At 69.1% G+C, this 16,574-nt stretch carries 19 protein-coding genes and 1 tRNA gene; 3 read left to right on the top strand and 17 right to left on the bottom strand.

The window, feature by feature from the left end:
• Positions 1 to 19 precede the first annotated feature (19 nt).
• The 3 genes from OG584_RS15115 to OG584_RS15105 all read left to right on the top strand — a co-directional run bounded on the left by OG584_RS15115 (position 20) and on the right by OG584_RS15105 (position 3,167).
• Entirely contained in the window at positions 20 to 1,231 is a 1,212-nt protein-coding gene (locus tag OG584_RS15115; RefSeq protein WP_405778349.1) for a DNA polymerase III subunit delta', read from the top strand.
• Between the two features lie 202 nt (positions 1,232 to 1,433).
• Positions 1,434 to 2,996, top strand: coding sequence for an alpha/beta hydrolase (locus OG584_RS15110; protein ID WP_405778348.1), 1,563 nt, complete (start codon positions 1,434 to 1,436; stop codon positions 2,994 to 2,996).
• Positions 2,997 to 3,093: 97 nt separating this feature from the next.
• A tRNA-Thr gene (locus OG584_RS15105) sits at positions 3,094 to 3,167 on the top strand.
• Positions 3,168 to 3,214: 47 nt separating this feature from the next.
• Here OG584_RS15105 and OG584_RS15100 read toward each other — a convergent pair.
• The 17 genes from OG584_RS15100 to OG584_RS15020 all read right to left on the bottom strand — a co-directional run bounded on the left by OG584_RS15100 (position 3,215) and on the right by OG584_RS15020 (position 16,184).
• Positions 3,215 to 4,600 (bottom strand): tyrosine-type recombinase/integrase, encoded by a 1,386-nt coding sequence (locus OG584_RS15100; RefSeq protein WP_405778347.1) that lies wholly within the window; start codon positions 4,598 to 4,600, stop codon positions 3,215 to 3,217.
• A gap of 67 nt (positions 4,601 to 4,667) precedes the next feature.
• Positions 4,668 to 4,874, bottom strand: coding sequence for a helix-turn-helix domain-containing protein (locus OG584_RS15095; protein ID WP_405778346.1), 207 nt, complete (start codon positions 4,872 to 4,874; stop codon positions 4,668 to 4,670).
• A 173-nt stretch (positions 4,875 to 5,047) separates the two neighbouring features.
• Positions 5,048 to 6,310, bottom strand: coding sequence for a DUF3631 domain-containing protein (locus OG584_RS15090; protein ID WP_405778345.1), 1,263 nt, complete (start codon positions 6,308 to 6,310; stop codon positions 5,048 to 5,050).
• Positions 6,307 to 6,663: a hypothetical protein gene (locus tag OG584_RS15085; RefSeq protein ID WP_405778344.1), complete on the bottom strand. Its 357-nt coding sequence runs from the start codon at positions 6,661 to 6,663 to the stop codon at positions 6,307 to 6,309. Before OG584_RS15085 ends, OG584_RS15090 begins: the two co-directional genes overlap by 4 nt.
• Entirely contained in the window at positions 6,660 to 7,598 is a 939-nt protein-coding gene (locus OG584_RS15080; RefSeq protein WP_405778343.1) for a bifunctional DNA primase/polymerase, read from the bottom strand. The genes OG584_RS15085 and OG584_RS15080 overlap by 4 nt, the downstream gene beginning before the upstream one ends.
• Before the next feature lie 88 nt (positions 7,599 to 7,686).
• The gene (gene ssb, locus OG584_RS15075) at positions 7,687 to 8,148 is read right to left on the bottom strand and encodes a single-stranded DNA-binding protein (RefSeq protein WP_405778342.1); all 462 of its coding nucleotides are present in this window, start codon (positions 8,146 to 8,148) and stop codon (positions 7,687 to 7,689) included.
• Between the two features lie 23 nt (positions 8,149 to 8,171).
• A complete protein-coding gene (locus tag OG584_RS15070; RefSeq protein WP_405778341.1) occupies positions 8,172 to 8,678 on the bottom strand; it encodes a hypothetical protein in 507 nt (168 codons plus the stop codon).
• Between the two features lie 12 nt (positions 8,679 to 8,690).
• Positions 8,691 to 9,197 (bottom strand): hypothetical protein, encoded by a 507-nt coding sequence (locus OG584_RS15065; protein WP_405778340.1) that lies wholly within the window; start codon positions 9,195 to 9,197, stop codon positions 8,691 to 8,693.
• 24 nt (positions 9,198 to 9,221) lie between these two features.
• A complete protein-coding gene (locus OG584_RS15060) occupies positions 9,222 to 9,413 on the bottom strand; it encodes a hypothetical protein (protein WP_405778339.1) in 192 nt (63 codons plus the stop codon).
• Between the two features lie 221 nt (positions 9,414 to 9,634).
• Positions 9,635 to 11,734, bottom strand: a complete 2,100-nt coding sequence (locus tag OG584_RS15055) for an ATP-binding protein (protein ID WP_405778338.1) — start codon at positions 11,732 to 11,734, stop codon at positions 9,635 to 9,637.
• 1 nt (position 11,735) lies between these two features.
• The gene (locus OG584_RS15050; RefSeq protein ID WP_405778337.1) at positions 11,736 to 13,391 is read right to left on the bottom strand and encodes a hypothetical protein; all 1,656 of its coding nucleotides are present in this window, start codon (positions 13,389 to 13,391) and stop codon (positions 11,736 to 11,738) included.
• Positions 13,392 to 13,478: 87 nt separating this feature from the next.
• Positions 13,479 to 13,772, bottom strand: coding sequence for a hypothetical protein (locus OG584_RS15045; protein ID WP_405778336.1), 294 nt, complete (start codon positions 13,770 to 13,772; stop codon positions 13,479 to 13,481).
• 11 nt (positions 13,773 to 13,783) lie between these two features.
• Entirely contained in the window at positions 13,784 to 14,029 is a 246-nt protein-coding gene (locus tag OG584_RS15040) for a hypothetical protein (RefSeq protein WP_405778335.1), read from the bottom strand.
• 19 nt (positions 14,030 to 14,048) lie between these two features.
• The gene (locus OG584_RS15035; protein ID WP_405778334.1) at positions 14,049 to 14,384 is read right to left on the bottom strand and encodes an RRQRL motif-containing zinc-binding protein; all 336 of its coding nucleotides are present in this window, start codon (positions 14,382 to 14,384) and stop codon (positions 14,049 to 14,051) included.
• On the bottom strand, positions 14,384 to 15,391 hold the full coding sequence (locus tag OG584_RS15030) for a DUF2637 domain-containing protein (RefSeq protein ID WP_405778333.1): 1,008 nt from the start codon (positions 15,389 to 15,391) through the stop codon (positions 14,384 to 14,386). The genes OG584_RS15035 and OG584_RS15030 overlap by 1 nt, the downstream gene beginning before the upstream one ends.
• Positions 15,388 to 15,921, bottom strand: coding sequence for a hypothetical protein (locus tag OG584_RS15025; RefSeq protein ID WP_405778332.1), 534 nt, complete (start codon positions 15,919 to 15,921; stop codon positions 15,388 to 15,390). The genes OG584_RS15030 and OG584_RS15025 overlap by 4 nt, the downstream gene beginning before the upstream one ends.
• Positions 15,918 to 16,184, bottom strand: a complete 267-nt coding sequence (locus OG584_RS15020; RefSeq protein ID WP_405778331.1) for a DUF6284 family protein — start codon at positions 16,182 to 16,184, stop codon at positions 15,918 to 15,920. Before OG584_RS15020 ends, OG584_RS15025 begins: the two co-directional genes overlap by 4 nt.
• Positions 16,185 to 16,574 lie beyond the last annotated feature (390 nt).

Raw genomic sequence — 16,574 nt, 5'->3', positions numbered from 1 at the left:
ACAAGAGGGGGGCGACCGCATGCCCGTATGGGACGATCTCGTCGGCCAGGACCGCGTCCAGACGCAGCTCGCCGCCGCCGCCCGTGACGCCGACGCACTCGTCACCGCCAATAGCGAGCGCGCCTCCACCGACGGCATGTCGAAGTCGACCATGACGCACGCCTGGCTGTTCACGGGCCCGCCCGGTTCCGGCCGGTCCACCGCGGCCCGCGCCTTCGCCGCCGCGCTCCAGTGCGTCAGCCCGGACCGTGCGCTCGGCGGTGTTCCGGGCTGCGGCTTCTGCGAGGGCTGCCACACGGCCCTCGTCGGCACGCACGCGGATGTCGAGGTCGTCCGTACGGACCAGCTCTCCATCGGCGTGAAGGAGACCCGCGAACTGGTCCGGCGCGCCCAGCTCTCGCCGGCTGTCGGCCGCTGGCAGATCATTGTCATGGAGGACGCCGACCGCCTCACCGAGGGTGCGGGGAACGTCCTGCTGAAGGCCGTCGAGGAGCCCGCGCCCCGCACGGTGTGGCTGCTCTGCGCGCCGTCCCTGGAGGACGTGCTGCCGACGATCCGCTCCCGCTGCCGGAACCTCACGCTCCGCACGCCTCCCGTGGAGGCGGTGGCCGATCTCCTGATCCGACGGGACGGCATCGAGCCACAGGCCGCCCTGGACGCTGCCCGTGCGACGCAGGGGCACATCGGCAGGGCGCGCCGCCTCGCCACTGACGAGCGCGCACGGGCCCGGCGCGCCGCCGTGCTGCGGATGCCACTGCGAGTCGAGGAGATCGGCGGCTGCCTGAAATCCGCCCAGGAGCTGATCGACGCGGCCTCCGAGGACGCCAAGGAGGTTGCCGAGGGGGCCGACACCAAGGAGACCGAGGACCTCAAGGCGGCACTCGGCGCGTCGGCCGGCGGCCGGATGCCGCGCGGGACGGCAGGGGCGATGAAGGAGCTGGCCGACCGTCAGAAGCGCCGCTCGACGCGCACCCAGCGCGACACGCTGGATCTCGCACTGACCGACCTGACCGGTTTCTACCGCGATGTTCTTGCGCTCCAGCTGCGTTCCGAGGTGGCCATCGCCAATGAGGACGTCAGGGACTCGCTGGACCGGATCGCGCTGAGTTCCAGCCCGGAGAGCACCCTGCGCCGGATCGAGGCGATCACCGCCTGCCGCCAGGCGCTGGACCGGAACGTGGCGCCCCTCCTCGCGGTCGAGGCGATGACGGTGTCGCTGCGGGCGGGCTGACGGCCGGACGGGCCCGGTCGCGGACGGACTGGTGGACGGGCTGATTGCCGCCCGGGGAGTGCCGGTCCGGCGCCGGTCGCCTGTCCGGCACCGGCGGGGCGGCTGAGGCGGCTCGTCACGGTCGGCGGCGGCAGGGATTGACGGCTCACTCGTACGGGCCGGAAAAGAGGGCCTTCGGCCGGGGCCGGACTACGCTCCGGGAATGGACTTCAGGCGTCTGCTCTCCACCCCCGTCACCGTGCTGGCGATGGCCGGTCTGCTTGTCTCGGGCTGCTCGTCGGGTCGTTCGGCCCCCGGCGCCACGCCGTCCGGAGCCTCGGGGTCCCGGCCGGCTGAGGCGCCGAAGGCCGCACCGACGGCCGATCTGGGCACGTACTACGGCCAGAAACTGAAGTGGCGCTCCTGCGGTGCATCCGGCTTCGAGTGCTCCACGATGAAGGCACCGCTCGACTACGCGAAGCCCAAGGACGGCGACATCAAGCTGGCCGTCTCCCGCAAGAAGGCCACCGGCCCCGGGAAACGCATCGGCTCCCTGCTCGTCAATCCGGGCGGCCCCGGCGGTTCGGCGATCGAGTACCTCCAGGGGTACGCGGGGATCGGCTACCCGGCGGCGGTCCGTGCCCGCTACGACATGGTGGCCGTGGACCCGCGCGGTGTGGCCCGCAGCGAGCCCGTCGAGTGCCTCACGGGCAAGCAGATGGACGCTTACACGGAGGTCGACCAGACTCCGGACAACCCGGGCGAGACCAAGAAGCTCACCACGTCGCTCAAGGACTTCGCGAAGGGCTGCGAGAAGCGCTCCGCCAAGATCCTTCCGCATGTCTCCACGGTCGACGCCGCCCGTGACATGGACATCCTGCGCGGAATCCTCGGGGACAAGAAGCTGAACTACGTGGGCGCGTCCTACGGCACCTTCCTCGGTGCCACCTACGCGGGACTCTTCCCCGCACGGGTGGGGCGCCTCGTCCTGGACGGCGCGATGGACCCTTCGCTGACCTCGCTGGAGATGAACCGGGACCAGACCGCGGGCTTCGAGACCGCCTTCAAGTCCTTCGCCGCCGACTGCATCAAGCACAAGAACTGTCCGCTCGGCACCAAGTCCACCGCCGACGCCTCGCACCGGCTGGAGGCCTTCTTCTCCCGCCTGGACGCCAAGCCGGACTCCACCGGGCAGGCCCGCAAGCTGAGCGAGTCCCTCGCAACGACCGGCGTGATCTCGGCCATGTACGACGAGGCGTCCTGGCCCCAGCTGCGCACCGCGCTCACCCACGCGATGGCCGGCAACGGCGCGGACCTGCTCGCCCTGTCCGACTCGTACTACGAGCGCGACAGCAAGGGCAAGTACGCGAACCTGATGTTCGCCAACGCCGCGGTGAACTGCCTGGACCTCCCCCCGGCCTTCACCGGCCCGGCCGCTGTCACCAAGGCGGTGCCGTCCTTCGAGAAGGCATCCCCGGTCTTCGGCAAGGGCTTCGCATACGCGGCCCTGAACTGCTCCTACTGGCCGATCCACGCCACCGGATCCGCCCACCGCATCACGGCGAAGGGCGCGGCACCGATCGTGGTGGTCGGCACGACCCGCGACCCGGCCACCCCGTACAAGTGGGCGAAGTCCCTGGCGGCCCAGCTCTCCTCCGGCACGCTCCTCACCTATGACGGCGACGGCCACACCGCGTACGGCCGCGGCAGCGACTGCATCGACACCGCGATCAACAAGTACCTCCTGGACGGCACCCCGCCGAAGAACGGCAAGAAGTGCTCCTGACCTGGGCATAGGGGCGCAAACAGGGGGTGTCAGGAGCACCTCCGGAAACTGTGTAGACTTGGCGTCGCTGCTGACCGCACCATGGTCCGGACAGCGTGCCGCCTTAGCTCAGCTGGCCAGAGCAACGCACTCGTAATGCGTAGGTCTCGGGTTCGAATCCCGAAGGCGGCCCTGTAGAAGCCTCAGGACTCACTCGCCGTGACCTGGGGCTTTTGCTTTCAGAGGATACGGCGGCGGCGTCGGGAGCGGGCCGCTTTGCGGTCGGCGGTCTCAGTTTTGGTCTCAGACGCCGCTTTGGGCTGGGGCGCGAAGGCGTTGCCCATGCGGAGCATGGCGTCTTTCGAGAGGGTGGAGCGGCCCTTCACGTACCGCCGTGTCTGGCTGATCTGAGTGTGCCGAAGGATCTCCATGATGGTCGGCATGTCCACGCCCAGCTCGTTCAGGATGGTCCCTGCCGTGTGGCGGCTGCCGTCGTACAGACGCCGGTCGCTGATCCCCGCCTCTTCAAGAAGCTCTTTGAACTCTTCCCAGTCGTCTCGGGGGTCGATCGGCCGGCCGTCCGGGCGCGTGAATACCGCGTCGAAGTCCTGCCACTCCTCACCGGCCGCGGCTCGTGCGGTGTCCTGCTGGTCCTTGTGGTCGTGCAGGTACGGGATGAACGGCGTCGGGATCGGGACGGCGTTCCGGCTCTTCTTCGTTTTGGGCCGGGTGAAGGCGAGGCCACCGCCCTTGCGCTGCAGGCAGACGCTCGCGTGGCGTGTGCAGTCAGGCGGGCATGGCTGGGGGCAGCCGCGCTTGTAGCCCTTGTGCGTGGTGCAGCCCTTGGCGCATTTCTCGAAGCGATGCAGTCGCTCGCCGCAGAGGTGCGGGTTCGGGCAGCCGTGGCGCCAGGTGAGGCGCTGGAGCTGCCAGTGCGGGTTGAACAGCTCTGCTTCGAGGTCGACGTACTTCCACCGCAGGCCCAGGGCTTCACCTTGCCGGAAGCCCATGCCGACGCCGACGAGCCAGCGCATGAAGGTGGGGCGTTTGGCAGCGGCCAGCAGAAACGCTTTGGCTTCCTCCATGGTGAAGGGGTTCGCCTCGGTCTCATCCACCGTTGGCGGGTCCACGAGGGTGGCGACGTTCTCCACGATCATCCGTCGCCGGTGCGCGATCTTCAGCGCTCGCGACAGAATGCGGTGCACCTTCAGCACGTGAGACGGGGCGTGCCCCTCGCGGAGCATGTCGGCGTAGTGCCTCTCCAGGTGCTCCGGTGCGAGCTTGTCGAGCCGGTGCTGACCGAGACCAGGCACGATGTCGTTGCGAGTCTTGGACCAGTAGTCATCCAGAGAACGGGGTTTGAGCTTGAGGCTCGCGATCGTCGTGAGGTAGGTGGTCATCCACTGCTCGACTGTCGGCTTACGCCCAGCGATCGGGGCACGCCCTTCGTCTCGCAGTTTCTCCAGCGCCCGTACCTTGCGCTCTACTTCGGACTTGGTCTTGGCTCGCCGGTGGCGGCGGTCGGGGCTTCCGTCGTTCTTGACGCCCATGGTGACGCGTCCGTGCCACCATCCGTCATTGCCTTCGTAGACGGATGACTCCATATTCGGCTTGCGGGGGCTCATTGCGCTTCCTCCAACGCGAAGGGCGGGCCGGATGCGCTCCGGCCCGCCCTTGCCTGCTCTGCTGTTGTCAGTGAGTGGGTGTCTCCGCAGGGATACCGGCGACGTAGGCCGTCAAGGTCGCCACCTTGATGCGGCGGCAGCGTCCCTGCTTCACGTAGGCGAGGACTCCGTCGGCCATTAGCTCGTAGACGGTTGATCGGCCCAGCCTCAGGGCTACTGCGGCTTCTTCGGGTGTGTAGAGAAGGGGCTCGATGGTGCGTACGGCCGTGCTCATCGAAACGACTCCTTTGCAAGGCTCGGGGCTCTCAGCCCCTTCTGGGGGATCCGCAACATCCGCCACACCGCAACATTGCAGGTCAGCAGGCTGTATTTGTGGCGGATGCCGTTTCTGTTGCGGATAGGTGCCGCCGCGGACCAGGTACGGCGGCACCTATCGGGTGGGGAGGTTCAGCCGACGCTGCGGAGTGTGGGTGTGGCGGTTTCCGCGAACATGTGGCGGCTGTCTGAGGGGTCTTCCGCCACAGATTCACCCCCGTTGACCTGCGGTGTTGCGGATGTTGCGGATGTTGCGGATTCTCCGGGGGGAGGGGGGCAGTAGCGGGCCCAGGCGTCGATCAGATCCTCGGCGTAGTAGCCCTTGGGGGTGCCGCTGCCGACCCGCATACCCTTGGGCTTGATCGGGGTGTTGTTGGGGCGTACGTACTGGCTCAGGAGCTTGGACAGGCGGCGGGCGGTGAGCGGTTTGACGTTCTGCCCGTCTTCGCTCATGTCGGCCCATGGGGCGTCGTCCAGTGCGAGCAGGATTTCGAGGATGGCGGCGGTGGGCATCTTGTCGAGACCGCAGAAGACGTGGTCACGCAGATCGGTCAGCAGCCGTACTCCGTGGGACGCTTCGTCGCCTTCGCTTGCCGCCTTGATGAGCGCGACGCAAGCTGCGCGGGCCCGCTCGGGCCAGTGCCCGCCCGCCGCGTCCGCGACTGCGAGCAGGGGCTCCCACACGTCGGCGGGCCGGTCGGTGACGCCCTCGGGCATCTCCGGCCATGCTTCTGCGATCCGGTCGTTGATGGTGTCGGTCCACTCAGCGAGCCGATCCCGCAGGATATGACCCTGCTTCTCGTGGACGCGGAGCCGGTAGGCCTCGCACTTCTCGTTCGGGGCCTTCTTGCGCATCCGGATGATGATGGAGCGGGTCAGGATCGTGTCGGGCAGGGAGCCGAGTCCGGCCATGGCGACCGCGCAGAACGAGGGGAAGAACCCGGCCTTCTGGTCGTTTCCGTCCCCCACGCAGCGCAGGGACTTGGCGCCGCGCCGGTAACCGGAATTGAGGAACCCGCGAACCTCCTCGTTCCCGCCGGCCTTGGGGCCGAAGACGGTGTCGATCTCGTCGAAGAGGAGGGTGGGCGTGCCTTCGTCTGCGGAGACGAGCCGGAACAGGGCGTTCGCGGAGGCGTTGACGGTGGTCGCAGCCCGCGGCGTGAGCGTCTCGACGATCTCCAGCGCGCGTGACTTCCCCGACCCTGGTTCGGGGCTCAGGAAGGCGATGCGGGCGGTGCCGTCGAGGGCATCCATGAGGTGGGCGTGAGCGTCCCACAGGGCCACGGCGACGTATGCGTGTTCGGTGGGGAAGATGTTGAAGCGTCGGTGGAATGCCTCGACTTCATCGAGCAGCGCGGCACCATCGATGGGGGCGGCCGGTGCGGGGTCGTTCATGCGGCGTCCCTCCTGTTCTGTGCGGGGGCGTTGTGCGGGCAGTGGCCGACGCGTACGCGGGTGGCCAGTTCGGTGACAGCTGCTCGGCCGCGGGCGCGTTCGTGGTGCCCGCAGGCGCAGAGCCAGTCGGCTACCGGGATCTCGCCCCGGTTGAGTCCACGCAGGTGGAGACCGGGCCCGATGCCGCTCACGGTGATCGTGTGCGGGTCAGAGCGAACAGCAATGGGGACGCCTTCGGCGTCGCCCTTCGGCCGCACAGCCGAGACGGGCGCGGGCGCCTGGGTGGCGTCCTCGCGGCGGGTCGTGGCCGAGTGAGGCAATCCAGGGGAGGAGGGGGGTGTGGGGCTGGTCATGCCGCCTCCCTGGGGGTGGCGTGGGCGAGGATCCAGTCCATGGCGCTGCGGATCGTGGTGGTGCACTCGGCAGCGGACAGTCCCGTTGACTGCCCCGCCGTCTGGATTGCTTCCTCCACGGTGGAGCGGCTGATGTTCCCCCAGGCGACGAACCGGGCCACCTTGCACGTGCTCTCGTGCAAGGTGCTGTTGCGGCCGTTCTTGCCCTGTCCCCCTCCCTTGCTCGCGGAGCGGATGATCGCGCACTCACGCTCCAACGCCACCTGCGCTGCTTTGGTCCCGTCGCGGACCGGGGTCATTACCGTGTGGGGATTGGGCTTGGGCCGCTCCCTGAGCTGATCGGCGAGCCACAACGGCAGTGGCGCGACGGGTGATGCGTTGGTGACGGTGTAGGCGCCTTGGGTTGTGATGCTGCCGGGGGCGACGACGTATCCGCCCCACCCGCGAGTGTCGATGTGGTGCCCCAGCCGCCCTGCGGAGGAGTGCAGGCGCATCTCGTCGGGCTGGGTGAAGTAGAGGTGCTGTCCTCCGCTGGGGGTCCGCACCTGGTAGGTGGCGGGAAGCGTCTGTCCGGCGCGCTCGCAGAGCGCAAAGAGGCTTTCGACGCCGTCAGGCGTTCCTTCGGGCTCTTCCGGCTTCAACACGTCCAGGTCGACAACGAGAAGCCCGGATGGGCCGGTCGCGATGCCGATGTTGTACGGCTGGTGCGACCATGCGGCGGTGATCAGGTCGGAGTCAGTGGTGGCGCGCTGTTCGGGTTTGCGGTGCCCGTCGGCGCACCGGCCGGTTTCGGGGCAGAGCCGTTCGGCGTGGCCGGCGGGGCGCTTGTCGCCGGGTCGGAGAGGGAAGACGGGCCATCCGCGGCGGACGTGTTCAAGGGTCCAGGCGAGTAAGGCGGGATTGCAGCCTCGCGGCTCGGCGGCAGGTTGCGTCATGCTGGATGCCTCCAGTTCTCTTTCGGGTACTGGCTGACAAGGGCGGCCCCGGTTCTTTGGCGAGATGCGGGGGCCGCCCTTGGCGCAGCTAGAAGGGGGTTTCGTCGCCTTCCGGCTTGCTCCCGGAAGCGTTGATGGGCTTGTTCCACGGGTCGTCAACCGCCGCGGGCGGGGCTTGCGCGGGGCGTTTGGCGTTGATGGTGACGCTGGTGAAGCGGATGCTGGCGCCGATCTCGTCGACTTCCATGACGAGCATGGAGCGGTTCTCGCCCTGATCGGTCTTCCAGTCGTGCTGCCGAATACGCCCGTGTGCCACGACCCTGGATCCCTTGGCCAGGGACTCGGCAGTGTGCTCTGCGAGCTGACGCCAGGCGGCGCAGCGGAAGAACGTCGCGGTGCCGTCCTTCCACTGATTCGACTCGCGGTCGAAGGTGCGCGGGGTCGCCGCGATGGTGAACTTGGCGAGTGCTGCGCCGCCTTCGGTGAACTTCAGCTCGGGGTCGGCGGTGAGGTTGCCGATCACGGTGATGGGGGTCTCTCCGAACGACATCAGGTGGTTCCTCTCGGGTGGGGTCAGGCGTCGATCAGGCAGAAGTCGCAGTCGCAGTCGTCGTCGTGCGGGCAGTCGCAGCCACAGGGATGTCCGGTGCCGGTGCAGTAGCACCGGCACATGCCCTCCCCGCACGGCATTTCGTCGGGGTCGTCGTGGAGGTTGTGTCCGCGGGCGTCGATCGGGCTCAGCGCGCTGTGGGCCTGATCAAGGGCCGCATACAGCGCTTCTGCTGCACGTACGGCGTCTCCTGTGGCGTTGCGCAGGTTGGTAATCCGGGCGATCAGGTCCTCGGGTCCCTGGTCGCTGTAGAGGCTGTCGATCTCGTGCTGCCGGTCGATAAACGCCCCAATCTGGTGCAGGGCTTGGGGAAGGCGCATGGCAAGGATGGAGAGGTTGCCGATGGTGCTGTAGGCGTCGCCGGGGAAGGCCAGAGCACCGGCGTTGGGAAGGGTGGCGTAGTTCAGGGAGCGGATCGTCTCGGCTGCCTGGTCGGCCAAGCTGGCGGCATTCGTGGTCTCAGCGGTCATGGCGGGCTCCGGTCAGTCGTGCAGGTGGGTGTGCGAGCGGGCGAACGTGCCCTTGGTGTGGGTGGTCACGTGGGTGTTCCTGGTGACCGGCCCGTTGTAGATGTGCTTGGAGACGCTGGACTTGGCGCGGGAGAAGGCGGCGCCGATGCAGAGCGCGGCGAAGGCGATACCCGTGAAGAGGGCGCCCATGGCGACGGCTCCAGTGACGCTCATGGAGGCGAATCCCTTGAGGACGAGCCAGGCGCCGCAGCCGATACCGGTCGTGCCGGCGCCGATCCCGATGGAGGCGACCGCGGCCCCGGCGGCCCATGCGGGCACGATGCGGTGATCGTCCTGATGGACAGGTGAGGCATCGCCAACCTGCGGGGTCGGGGTGTCGTCCCTGAAGGAGGTGGGGGTCGACAGTATCGGCGGGGTGGGGCGGTAGATGTTGTCGATGATGCGGCGGGCTTCGGCGTTGGCTTCGGCGTCGCTCATCCGCGGCCCCCAGGCCGCCATCGAATGCTCGTGCTCGGTCATGATCGGGGCCTCCGGGCGGTGGGGTCAGGAGATGTTGTGGGCCGCGTTGATGAGCGCGTTGAGGACGGCGCGTATAGCGGTGGCGGCTCCGGTGTCGGCGACGAAGAACCCGAAGAGGAACACCGTGAGCGCGTTGAGCGGGCCGACAGTGCGGCTTCGGAGCAGGACGAGGGTGAGCACTCCGAAGAGGGCGACGGCGGACAGGGTCACGATCATGAGCGGCCTCCCGAAGACGTCCGGCGGGCTGCACCCGAAGTGGGGTGCGGCCCGCCGGTGGCTTGTCGCGTTGCTTGTCGTCTGGCTTGTCGTGCGGCTTGACGCTTGTCTTGTCTTGTCGCTTGTCGCCTTGCAGGTCACAACCTGTTTTCGGCCCTCACAGACCCGCGTGGAGGCGTTCTCGGGCGGGGTGGGGTGACAGGCGACAAGCCGGGACGTGCTCAGGTGTGATTCCGGTGGACGTAGCGGGTCTTGGTGCCCTCCCCGACACGGACCGCTTCGCCTTTCTCGGCCCATTCCTTGAGCCATCCGACGATGGTCTGCCGGGTGGTGCCGTACCCATCGGCGAGAGTCCGCGAGATCGCTGAGGCGCCGGTGCCCTCCGGCCCGGCGTCCATCAGGATCTGGAGTGCGGCCTGCCGGGCGTCGCTGTCTCCGGCCCGCAGCGCGGACAGGTTCAGCCCCGGCGCCGCCGGACGCTCCGAGGTGTTCGGGGGTTCGGGTGCGGTGCCGAATTGCTGGTCGATCTGCTCCATGAACGCCCGCACCGCAGCGTCCGTGACCGCGCTGTCCGCGGGCGACGGCTCGTCGCGCAGAGCGGACAGGTTCAGTCCTCCCCCAGCCGGGGCGTGTCCGCTGGTTGCGGGCGGGGCGGTCTCGGCCGGGGTGGCGGTCCCGTCGCGCATCCATGCGGTGCGGTCGGGGTTCCACCGCTGTGCGTAGGTGTCGCCGGCGGCTTTTGCGGACGGGCCGTCGAGGGTGGGGTGACGCTCGCAGGTAGCGGCGACGATGTCACGGATCTGGTTGGGCAGGATCCGCCATGACTTGAACAGGGCCACTTCGCTTTCCGGGGTCCCCATGAACCCGGATCCCTTGTACGGGGCCTGCTCGGGCTTGAGACCACGGGAGCCGGGGAACTGCTTGCCCAGGTCCATGCCCTCCTTCTCCCCGCCGGTCAGGGCGACCCTGACTTTTGCTTCGCGGCGGATCATGAGGTTGCCGAGCACGCTCCCGGTGGCGCCGAGCGCGGTCAGCACGGTGCGGATCCCCATGGCGCGGGAGATCCGGATGACTTCGAGGATCCGGTCGGCGAGCTTGCGGACCTCCCGGTCGCTGCTGGCGAGGATCTCCGCACCCTCGTCCACGACGAGCATGATCTGAGGAATCCGGGCACTGATCGGCAACAGGTCCGTGTTCGCCTGGGACATGAGGTCCTGGTAGGCGGTCTTGCGGTGCTTCGCGATCCGCACGAGCGCATCCAGCAAGGCCAGAGCCTCCTTGTGCGAGGCTGCCAGCCAGTCGATACCGGGCCGCATGCCCCCCAACGGGGTCCCGTTGGTGTCGAAGGCGGGGCGGACCCAGGGCAGGCCCGCGGACCCGGCGTTCAGGTCGATGACGAACGTGAGCACGTCTTCGGCGCGGGCGAACCCGGCGAGGATCGTGTGAACCATGTTCGTCTTGCCCGACCCCGTCGGCCCGACGACCAGCGCGCACTGCTCGCGCAGGAACGCCAGGATCTCCTCAGCGTTGGTCCGCAGCCCCCAGGGGATGCCAGTGTGGATGGACAGACGGCTGTAGTCGGAGGGGTAGAAAACCTCCTGCTCCAGCACGTTCGCCGTGGTCACGTCGATCAGGACGCGCCCCTGGTCGATGCCGGGGCCGGCGGTCGCGGTGCAGCCGTGCGGCAGGCGAGCGTCGGCGGAGAGCTTGGCCGACTCCTGAGCGATCCGCCCGTACGTCGTGCCACCGGGCGGGAGTTCGGCGTCGATGGTGAAGCCGGTGCCGGTCGGCCACATCTCCACGGCCAGGACGCGCAGGGTGATCCCGCAGACGCGCTGGATCCGGTCGACCCATTCGGCGGCGATGGCGCGGCGGTCGGCGGAGAGTTCGGCTGCGACCTGGCGTTCGGCCGCGGCCAGCGCTTCCTCCTCGCGGGCTTCTTCGTAGAGGCTGGTGGTGTGGGCGGCGGCTCCCATACCGGCACCGATCGCGGCCAGGGAGCCGAGCGCGGTCCAGGTCAGGGGGCCGGTGCTCATGGCCCACGTCGTCCATCCGGCGCCAACGAGCCAGGAGGCGGCGCGGGTGGCCACGGTGCGCCCGGCGTTGCGGTGGCGTAGTCCGGCGATGCTGTGGCCGATGGCGCCGGCGGCGCCGACGGTCAGGGCCCAGCCGGGCGGCATACCGGTCGCGGCCCCGGTGGTGGCCAGGGCGAAGGCTCCGGTGGTGGCGGACAAGGCGCCGGTCACGGGTCCGTGACCGGCAGCCCAGTCCAGCACCGGGCCACTGTGCTGGTTCTTCGTGGTCGCGGTACTGGTGCTCATGTCAGACGTTCCAGCCCTTCTCGGCCTCGGGCCCGTTACGCGGGTCCTCATGGCGGGCGATGTCGTGTTCGTGGACCTGGTGGAACAGCTGGCCCAGGTCGGCGGAGGAGTCGACGGCCCGCATGAGGGCGCCGTAGATCTCGTCGAAGGCCCCGGCCACGTCCTTCTCCAGCGGGAACTCACTGTCGGAGCGCTCGGCGAGGATGCGGAAGGTGTTCGCGACCGAGGTCAGAGCCTCGGGGAGGTTTTCGACCATGGAGAGGATCTCCATGCTGTTCTCGGGCTCGTAGGTGCGGGCCGCGTTCTCCATCTCGGCAGCGGCCTCTTCGAACTTGAAACCGGACATGCTGACGACCTCCACAGGCGTGGTGTTCGTGGCAGGGACCAGGTGGAACGGGCGCTGAACGGTGTCGCCGACTTCCGCAGCCTCACCTGCGGCTTCGGCGTCGAGGGCTTCCTTCTCAGCGGCCAGCCGCTCCCGTGCAGTGGCGTCGCGGGCGGCCTTGCGCTCCGCGGCGGAGCGCATCATGCGCTGGTAGAAGCGCCGTCCGGGGTGCATGAGCCAGCCCAGGCGGAGCTTGCGTCCCAGAGGGGTCGTGAGCATGCCGAGCACCCCGAGCGGGGCGGCGAGAAGCGCGGCGAGCAGGCGGCGGCCGTGCATGCGGGCCGCGGAACGCAGCAGCGCGGAGCGTGCCCTCCGGCGGGCCCCGGCATGACGTACCGCCGCCCGTTTGTTGTCGACGCGGCCTTGGGTGCGCCGGTCAGCGGTCTGACGGGCTTTGTTGATCGCAGCACCGGTTATGCGGCCCGCACCCTTCAGGGCCTTGGCCGTCGTGCGGCCCACGGCCCCCCTCGAGGAGGCGCCGGCGGTGCGGGCGGCTGTCTTGGCGTCGCGGCGGGCATCCGCGACGTTCCGGCGGTTGGCTGTGCCCTGGGTCCGGGCCGCAGAGCGGGTCGGGGCCTGCTGCCTCTGTGCCTGCCGCAGGGCTTTGACCTGCCCCACCCGACCACCCGCGCCTGTGCCGGTGCCCGTCTGCGATCGGCCGGTGGTACGGCCTGGACCGAGCGCGGAACGCCCACCGGATCCGGCGCCTGCTCGGCCGGTGGATGGGCTGCTGCGGTGCTTGCCCGCACCCGCCCCACCAGCAGCACCGGCCAGGCCAGACGAACGTCCTTTGCCACCAGCCGACTTGAGCAGACCACCGGTGCGACCGCTGCCCGCACCGGTCGCTCCGCTCTTGCGGCCCGAGGATCGGCCCTGCGACGACGTACGACCTTGTGACGGGAGGCGGCCGGTGGAAGCTGACCGCATCGCACGGCCCAGACCCGCCGACGACATGGCCCGACCGGTGCGGCCGGTGCTGCGGCGGGGGGTGTTCTTGCGTGCGGTGCGGGTGGAGCGGACGACAGCGGCGGTCCCCAGGACCGCAGCCCCGGTCGCCGCCACCGCCGCCGCCAGCGGGCCCCCGGCGACAGCGGCGGCCGCGATGACCCCGATCGTGCTGTTCGTACCGGTCACCGCGAGCGGCACCACCGGCCAACCACCCGGCGTGTGCTCCACCACAGCAGCGGCCGGGGTGGAGTCCGGGGGCTTTTCGACAGGAGGAACGGGGGCAGCTGCAGGGACTACTGCCGCTTCCGTGTGGGTCTCGGTCATGCTGATGTCACTCCTTTGCGGGAGAAGGGGGCCCGACCGACGCTTTGGACGGCTGGCGGTCGGGCCTCCGCGTGAAATCGGGGCTGTTCAGGAGCGGTGCGGATGACGGGCGGCGATCTCCTGCCACCGCCGGTTCTCGACCGCGTCGGCGTTGCGGAGCTGGACCCGGAAGTCGCACCCGGCTTCTCGGCAGCGGTGCGTCGTCGTCAGGGCCGCAATCGCGAGATGCAGCACGGACGCGACCACGACGCTGAACGCGGCGATAGAGCAGGTCACGACCACTGGGAGCGGCACGCTGTACGCGGCCAGGCGCAGCCCGTTCACGACGGCGACTGCGGCGCCGGCCAGGAGCGCGGCGGGAAGAACGAGACGACGGTTCACGAGTACCTGCCTCACAGGAGGTTGGGTTCGAGTGAGAAGAAGATGACGACCGCGCCGGCCATCGGGGGGTTCTGTGCGATCACCAGGTCCTTGATGGCCTGGAAGGCCTCCTGCCGGGTGGCGCCGGCGGGCGGGGTGTAGGCGGAATGCCAGCTGCCGACCGCGACACCCGGCTTCTTCAGGCTGATCACCCAGTGATGCGACGGGGGCGGGGCAACCGCTGTGCCAGGGGCGTTGGGGCTGGTCTGTGTACTCATAGCGGGAGGAACCTCCGGTTCAGGCGGCGAGTGCGGGAGCGTCCGCGCAGGCGACGCAGACGCCGAGCGAGGTGGGGATCGTGTAACCGGCATCGCGCCGGCAGGCGGGGCAGATACGGCGGGCGGCATTCGCTTTCGCCAGCGCCGCCCACCTCGCAGGCGTCATCGGCCGCACCGCTTTCGCACGGTCGATGCGGTAGAGGTAGGCGACCAGCGGACCCCGGCGACGGCGCGGGCGCTCCAACTGGGCGGCGACGTCCTGGCCACCGGGCCGCAGTCCAAGAGCACGCAGTTGCCGGTACGTGGCGTAGCCGTCCGGGGCAAGGCCCCATCGGTAGATGGGCAGGGAGGCCATCAGTTACTTGCGATGGCGAGTTCAGCGCCGGTGTGGCTGGGGTCGCGGTGTTCGGCGTAGCGGGTGGACACCCACCCGACCGACCAGCCGCACAGTTCCGCAGCCTGGCGAACGGTCAGTGTCGACTCGTACGCCGCTGCCACGATCCGGCGGGCTTCGTCCTCGGGGAGCTTGCTCTGCGCGGGGCCGCGTTCAAGCAATGCTTCTCGTTCACGGGCCACCCGCTCGTCGCGTTCACGCTGTTCACGGGCCGCCTTCTCCACCCGCTCGCGCCGCTCATCTTCGGCACGCTCTCGGCCCTGTCGTTCAAGGCGTTCGCGTTCCTGTTCACGGTGTTCACGCTCGCGTTCACGGCGTTCACGGATCTCCCGCTCACCAGCCTCTGCCCGCTCTCGCTCTTCACGCTCCTCGCGGCGCCGGCGCTCCTCCCGCTCGGTCTGCTCACGGGCCAAAAGCGCCTCGTGCTCGCGCTGTTCACGCGACAACTGCGCGGCGTGCTCGCGCTCCTCCCGCGCCTCCTGACGTGCCCGCTCGGCCACCTCTTGGGCCGCTCGCTCATGCTGGGCATGCTCGGCTTTCTGCTCTGCCTCCAGCCCCGCTACGGCCGCGGCGATAGCGCGCCGGTAGGCAAGACTGGTCTCCGCGGTGACGATTAGAAGGAGCGGCGCAACGGAGTGGACAGCCACGCCGACCAGGTCTTTCTTCAGGGCCGAGTCGGCGGTGTTGAGAGCGAGCGTCATCAGGCCCGTCATCCAGCGCAGCACGGTGGGCCAGCGTCCGCCGTGCCCGCCCAGGCGGGCCAGCACGTCATCGAGCTTGACCACAATCACCACCGCGGCATCCACCACGAGCGGCAAGATTGGAGCCGTCCAGTCCCACCGATCAGCCGTGTGCTCCGCCATCAACGGTGACACCGTGAGGATCGAGTAGAGCATCGCCCCGCCCACGATCGACCACGTACCACCCGACAGCGCCTTCTCTGCTGAACGCGTCTGAACACTGTTCACGCCGCACCCCCAACCGGCACCGGAGACGGCAGGAACGCCCGGCGGTACCCGTTGGATTCGGCGTCGTAAATGAACGCCTCACACCGCCACGTGGACTCAGCCGCCGGGCGTTCACCGCCACAGGGCTTCCACTCGTCCGGGCGGGCCCCGTGCGTCACGGTGTCGGCATGGGCTTCCGCTTGCGTGCGGTAGATCGTGTGCGGCTCGCCGTAGTGGAGCAGCACCGTGAGCGACTGCCCTACTGTCGGCGCGCTCTCCAGCTCACCACGAAGGCGATCGATCTCGCTGTCCTTGAGGAGGAGATCTTTCTGCGCAGCGGCCAGCTCATCGAGCGCACCGGCCAGGATCTTGCTCGTCTCGGCCGTGGTCGTCTCCGCCCGCTCCGCGCGGTCGGTGACGGCGTACAGCTCGCGGACGTGCCGACCGAACGCCTCATTCGCAGCACTGGCACTCTGCCGAGCGTGCTCGTCGGCCGTGCGGGCGGCGTGCTGGAGCTGTTCGAGACGGGATGTAGTGACGATGCGGATCATGCGGCGTCACCCTCTCGAACCGCGGCAGTGCGGTTGGCGACCTCGGCACGAGCAGCCATCACCTTGTTCGCGGCCCGCCGCAAGCGGCGCTCGTCAAACGGCGACACCGGCCGATCGAGCAGGGCGATCTGTACGTCCAGCAGCTCAAGCTCGGCCGCCATCAGCTGCGCCTCGTCCTCGATGGCGTCCAGCTCTGCGTCGGTGGGCTCCATGAACGGAGCGAACGCAGTAACAAGGTCCTGAACAGTCACGATGTTCTTCATGGGTCGTGTCTCCTTAGTGGGTGGAACGGCCCGAACAGCGCCCCCGGAGTTACCGCTCCGGGGGCGCCCGCCGTTGTGGAACCAGCAGAAGTCCGGCTCCCTGCAACCCCGTCCGTACGAACACCCCGCAGGGTGTCCGGACGGCCGAAGGAGGCAACCGGCCGCAGTAAGAGAGCTGCGGCGGTAGGTCAGGGCTTCACCGCAGGACCGTCGTTACGGTCCTGCGGTCCCGAGCCTGTGAATCAGGTGCGTCAGCATCACTGCCCTGACGCCAGCAGGGCGGCTGCACCGGAGTGCAGTTGGCGTGCCGCCGACGACATCACCCGGTCGTCGCGGGGGCGGTCTCACTCTTACCGCCACATGCATTGGGGCCCCGCTGGTCTTCCCCCC

The sequence above is a fragment of the Streptomyces sp. NBC_00859 genome (genome assembly GCF_045161865.1).
Taxonomy (GTDB): domain Bacteria; phylum Actinomycetota; class Actinomycetes; order Streptomycetales; family Streptomycetaceae; genus Streptomyces.
This window is presented reverse-complemented; position numbering and strand designations above follow the sequence as displayed.

Bases quoted from the DNA above. Each gene is read 5' to 3' on its own strand.
- OG584_RS15055 (WP_405778338.1), bottom strand. From the start codon at position 11,734: ATGAGCACCAGTACCGCGACCACGAAGAACCAGCACAGTGGCCCGGTG.
- OG584_RS15100 (WP_405778347.1), bottom strand. From the start codon at position 4,600: ATGAGCCCCCGCAAGCCGAATATGGAGTCATCCGTCTACGAAGGCAAT.
- OG584_RS15115 (WP_405778349.1), top strand. From the start codon at position 20: ATGCCCGTATGGGACGATCTCGTCGGCCAGGACCGCGTCCAGACGCAG.
- OG584_RS15040 (WP_405778335.1), bottom strand. From the start codon at position 14,029: ATGAGTACACAGACCAGCCCCAACGCCCCTGGCACAGCGGTTGCCCCG.
- OG584_RS15060 (WP_405778339.1), bottom strand. From the start codon at position 9,413: ATGATCGTGACCCTGTCCGCCGTCGCCCTCTTCGGAGTGCTCACCCTC.
- OG584_RS15080 (WP_405778343.1), bottom strand. From the start codon at position 7,598: ATGACGCAACCTGCCGCCGAGCCGCGAGGCTGCAATCCCGCCTTACTC.
- OG584_RS15095 (WP_405778346.1), bottom strand. From the start codon at position 4,874: ATGAGCACGGCCGTACGCACCATCGAGCCCCTTCTCTACACACCCGAA.
- OG584_RS15035 (WP_405778334.1), bottom strand. From the start codon at position 14,384: ATGGCCTCCCTGCCCATCTACCGATGGGGCCTTGCCCCGGACGGCTAC.
- OG584_RS15065 (WP_405778340.1), bottom strand. From the start codon at position 9,197: ATGACCGAGCACGAGCATTCGATGGCGGCCTGGGGGCCGCGGATGAGC.
- ssb (WP_405778342.1), bottom strand. From the start codon at position 8,148: ATGTCGTTCGGAGAGACCCCCATCACCGTGATCGGCAACCTCACCGCC.
- OG584_RS15110 (WP_405778348.1), top strand. From the start codon at position 1,434: ATGGACTTCAGGCGTCTGCTCTCCACCCCCGTCACCGTGCTGGCGATG.
- OG584_RS15090 (WP_405778345.1), bottom strand. From the start codon at position 6,310: ATGAACGACCCCGCACCGGCCGCCCCCATCGATGGTGCCGCGCTGCTC.
- OG584_RS15020 (WP_405778331.1), bottom strand. From the start codon at position 16,184: ATGAAGAACATCGTGACTGTTCAGGACCTTGTTACTGCGTTCGCTCCG.
- OG584_RS15085 (WP_405778344.1), bottom strand. From the start codon at position 6,663: ATGACCAGCCCCACACCCCCCTCCTCCCCTGGATTGCCTCACTCGGCC.
- OG584_RS15050 (WP_405778337.1), bottom strand. From the start codon at position 13,391: ATGACCGAGACCCACACGGAAGCGGCAGTAGTCCCTGCAGCTGCCCCC.
- OG584_RS15070 (WP_405778341.1), bottom strand. From the start codon at position 8,678: ATGACCGCTGAGACCACGAATGCCGCCAGCTTGGCCGACCAGGCAGCC.
- OG584_RS15025 (WP_405778332.1), bottom strand. From the start codon at position 15,921: ATGATCCGCATCGTCACTACATCCCGTCTCGAACAGCTCCAGCACGCC.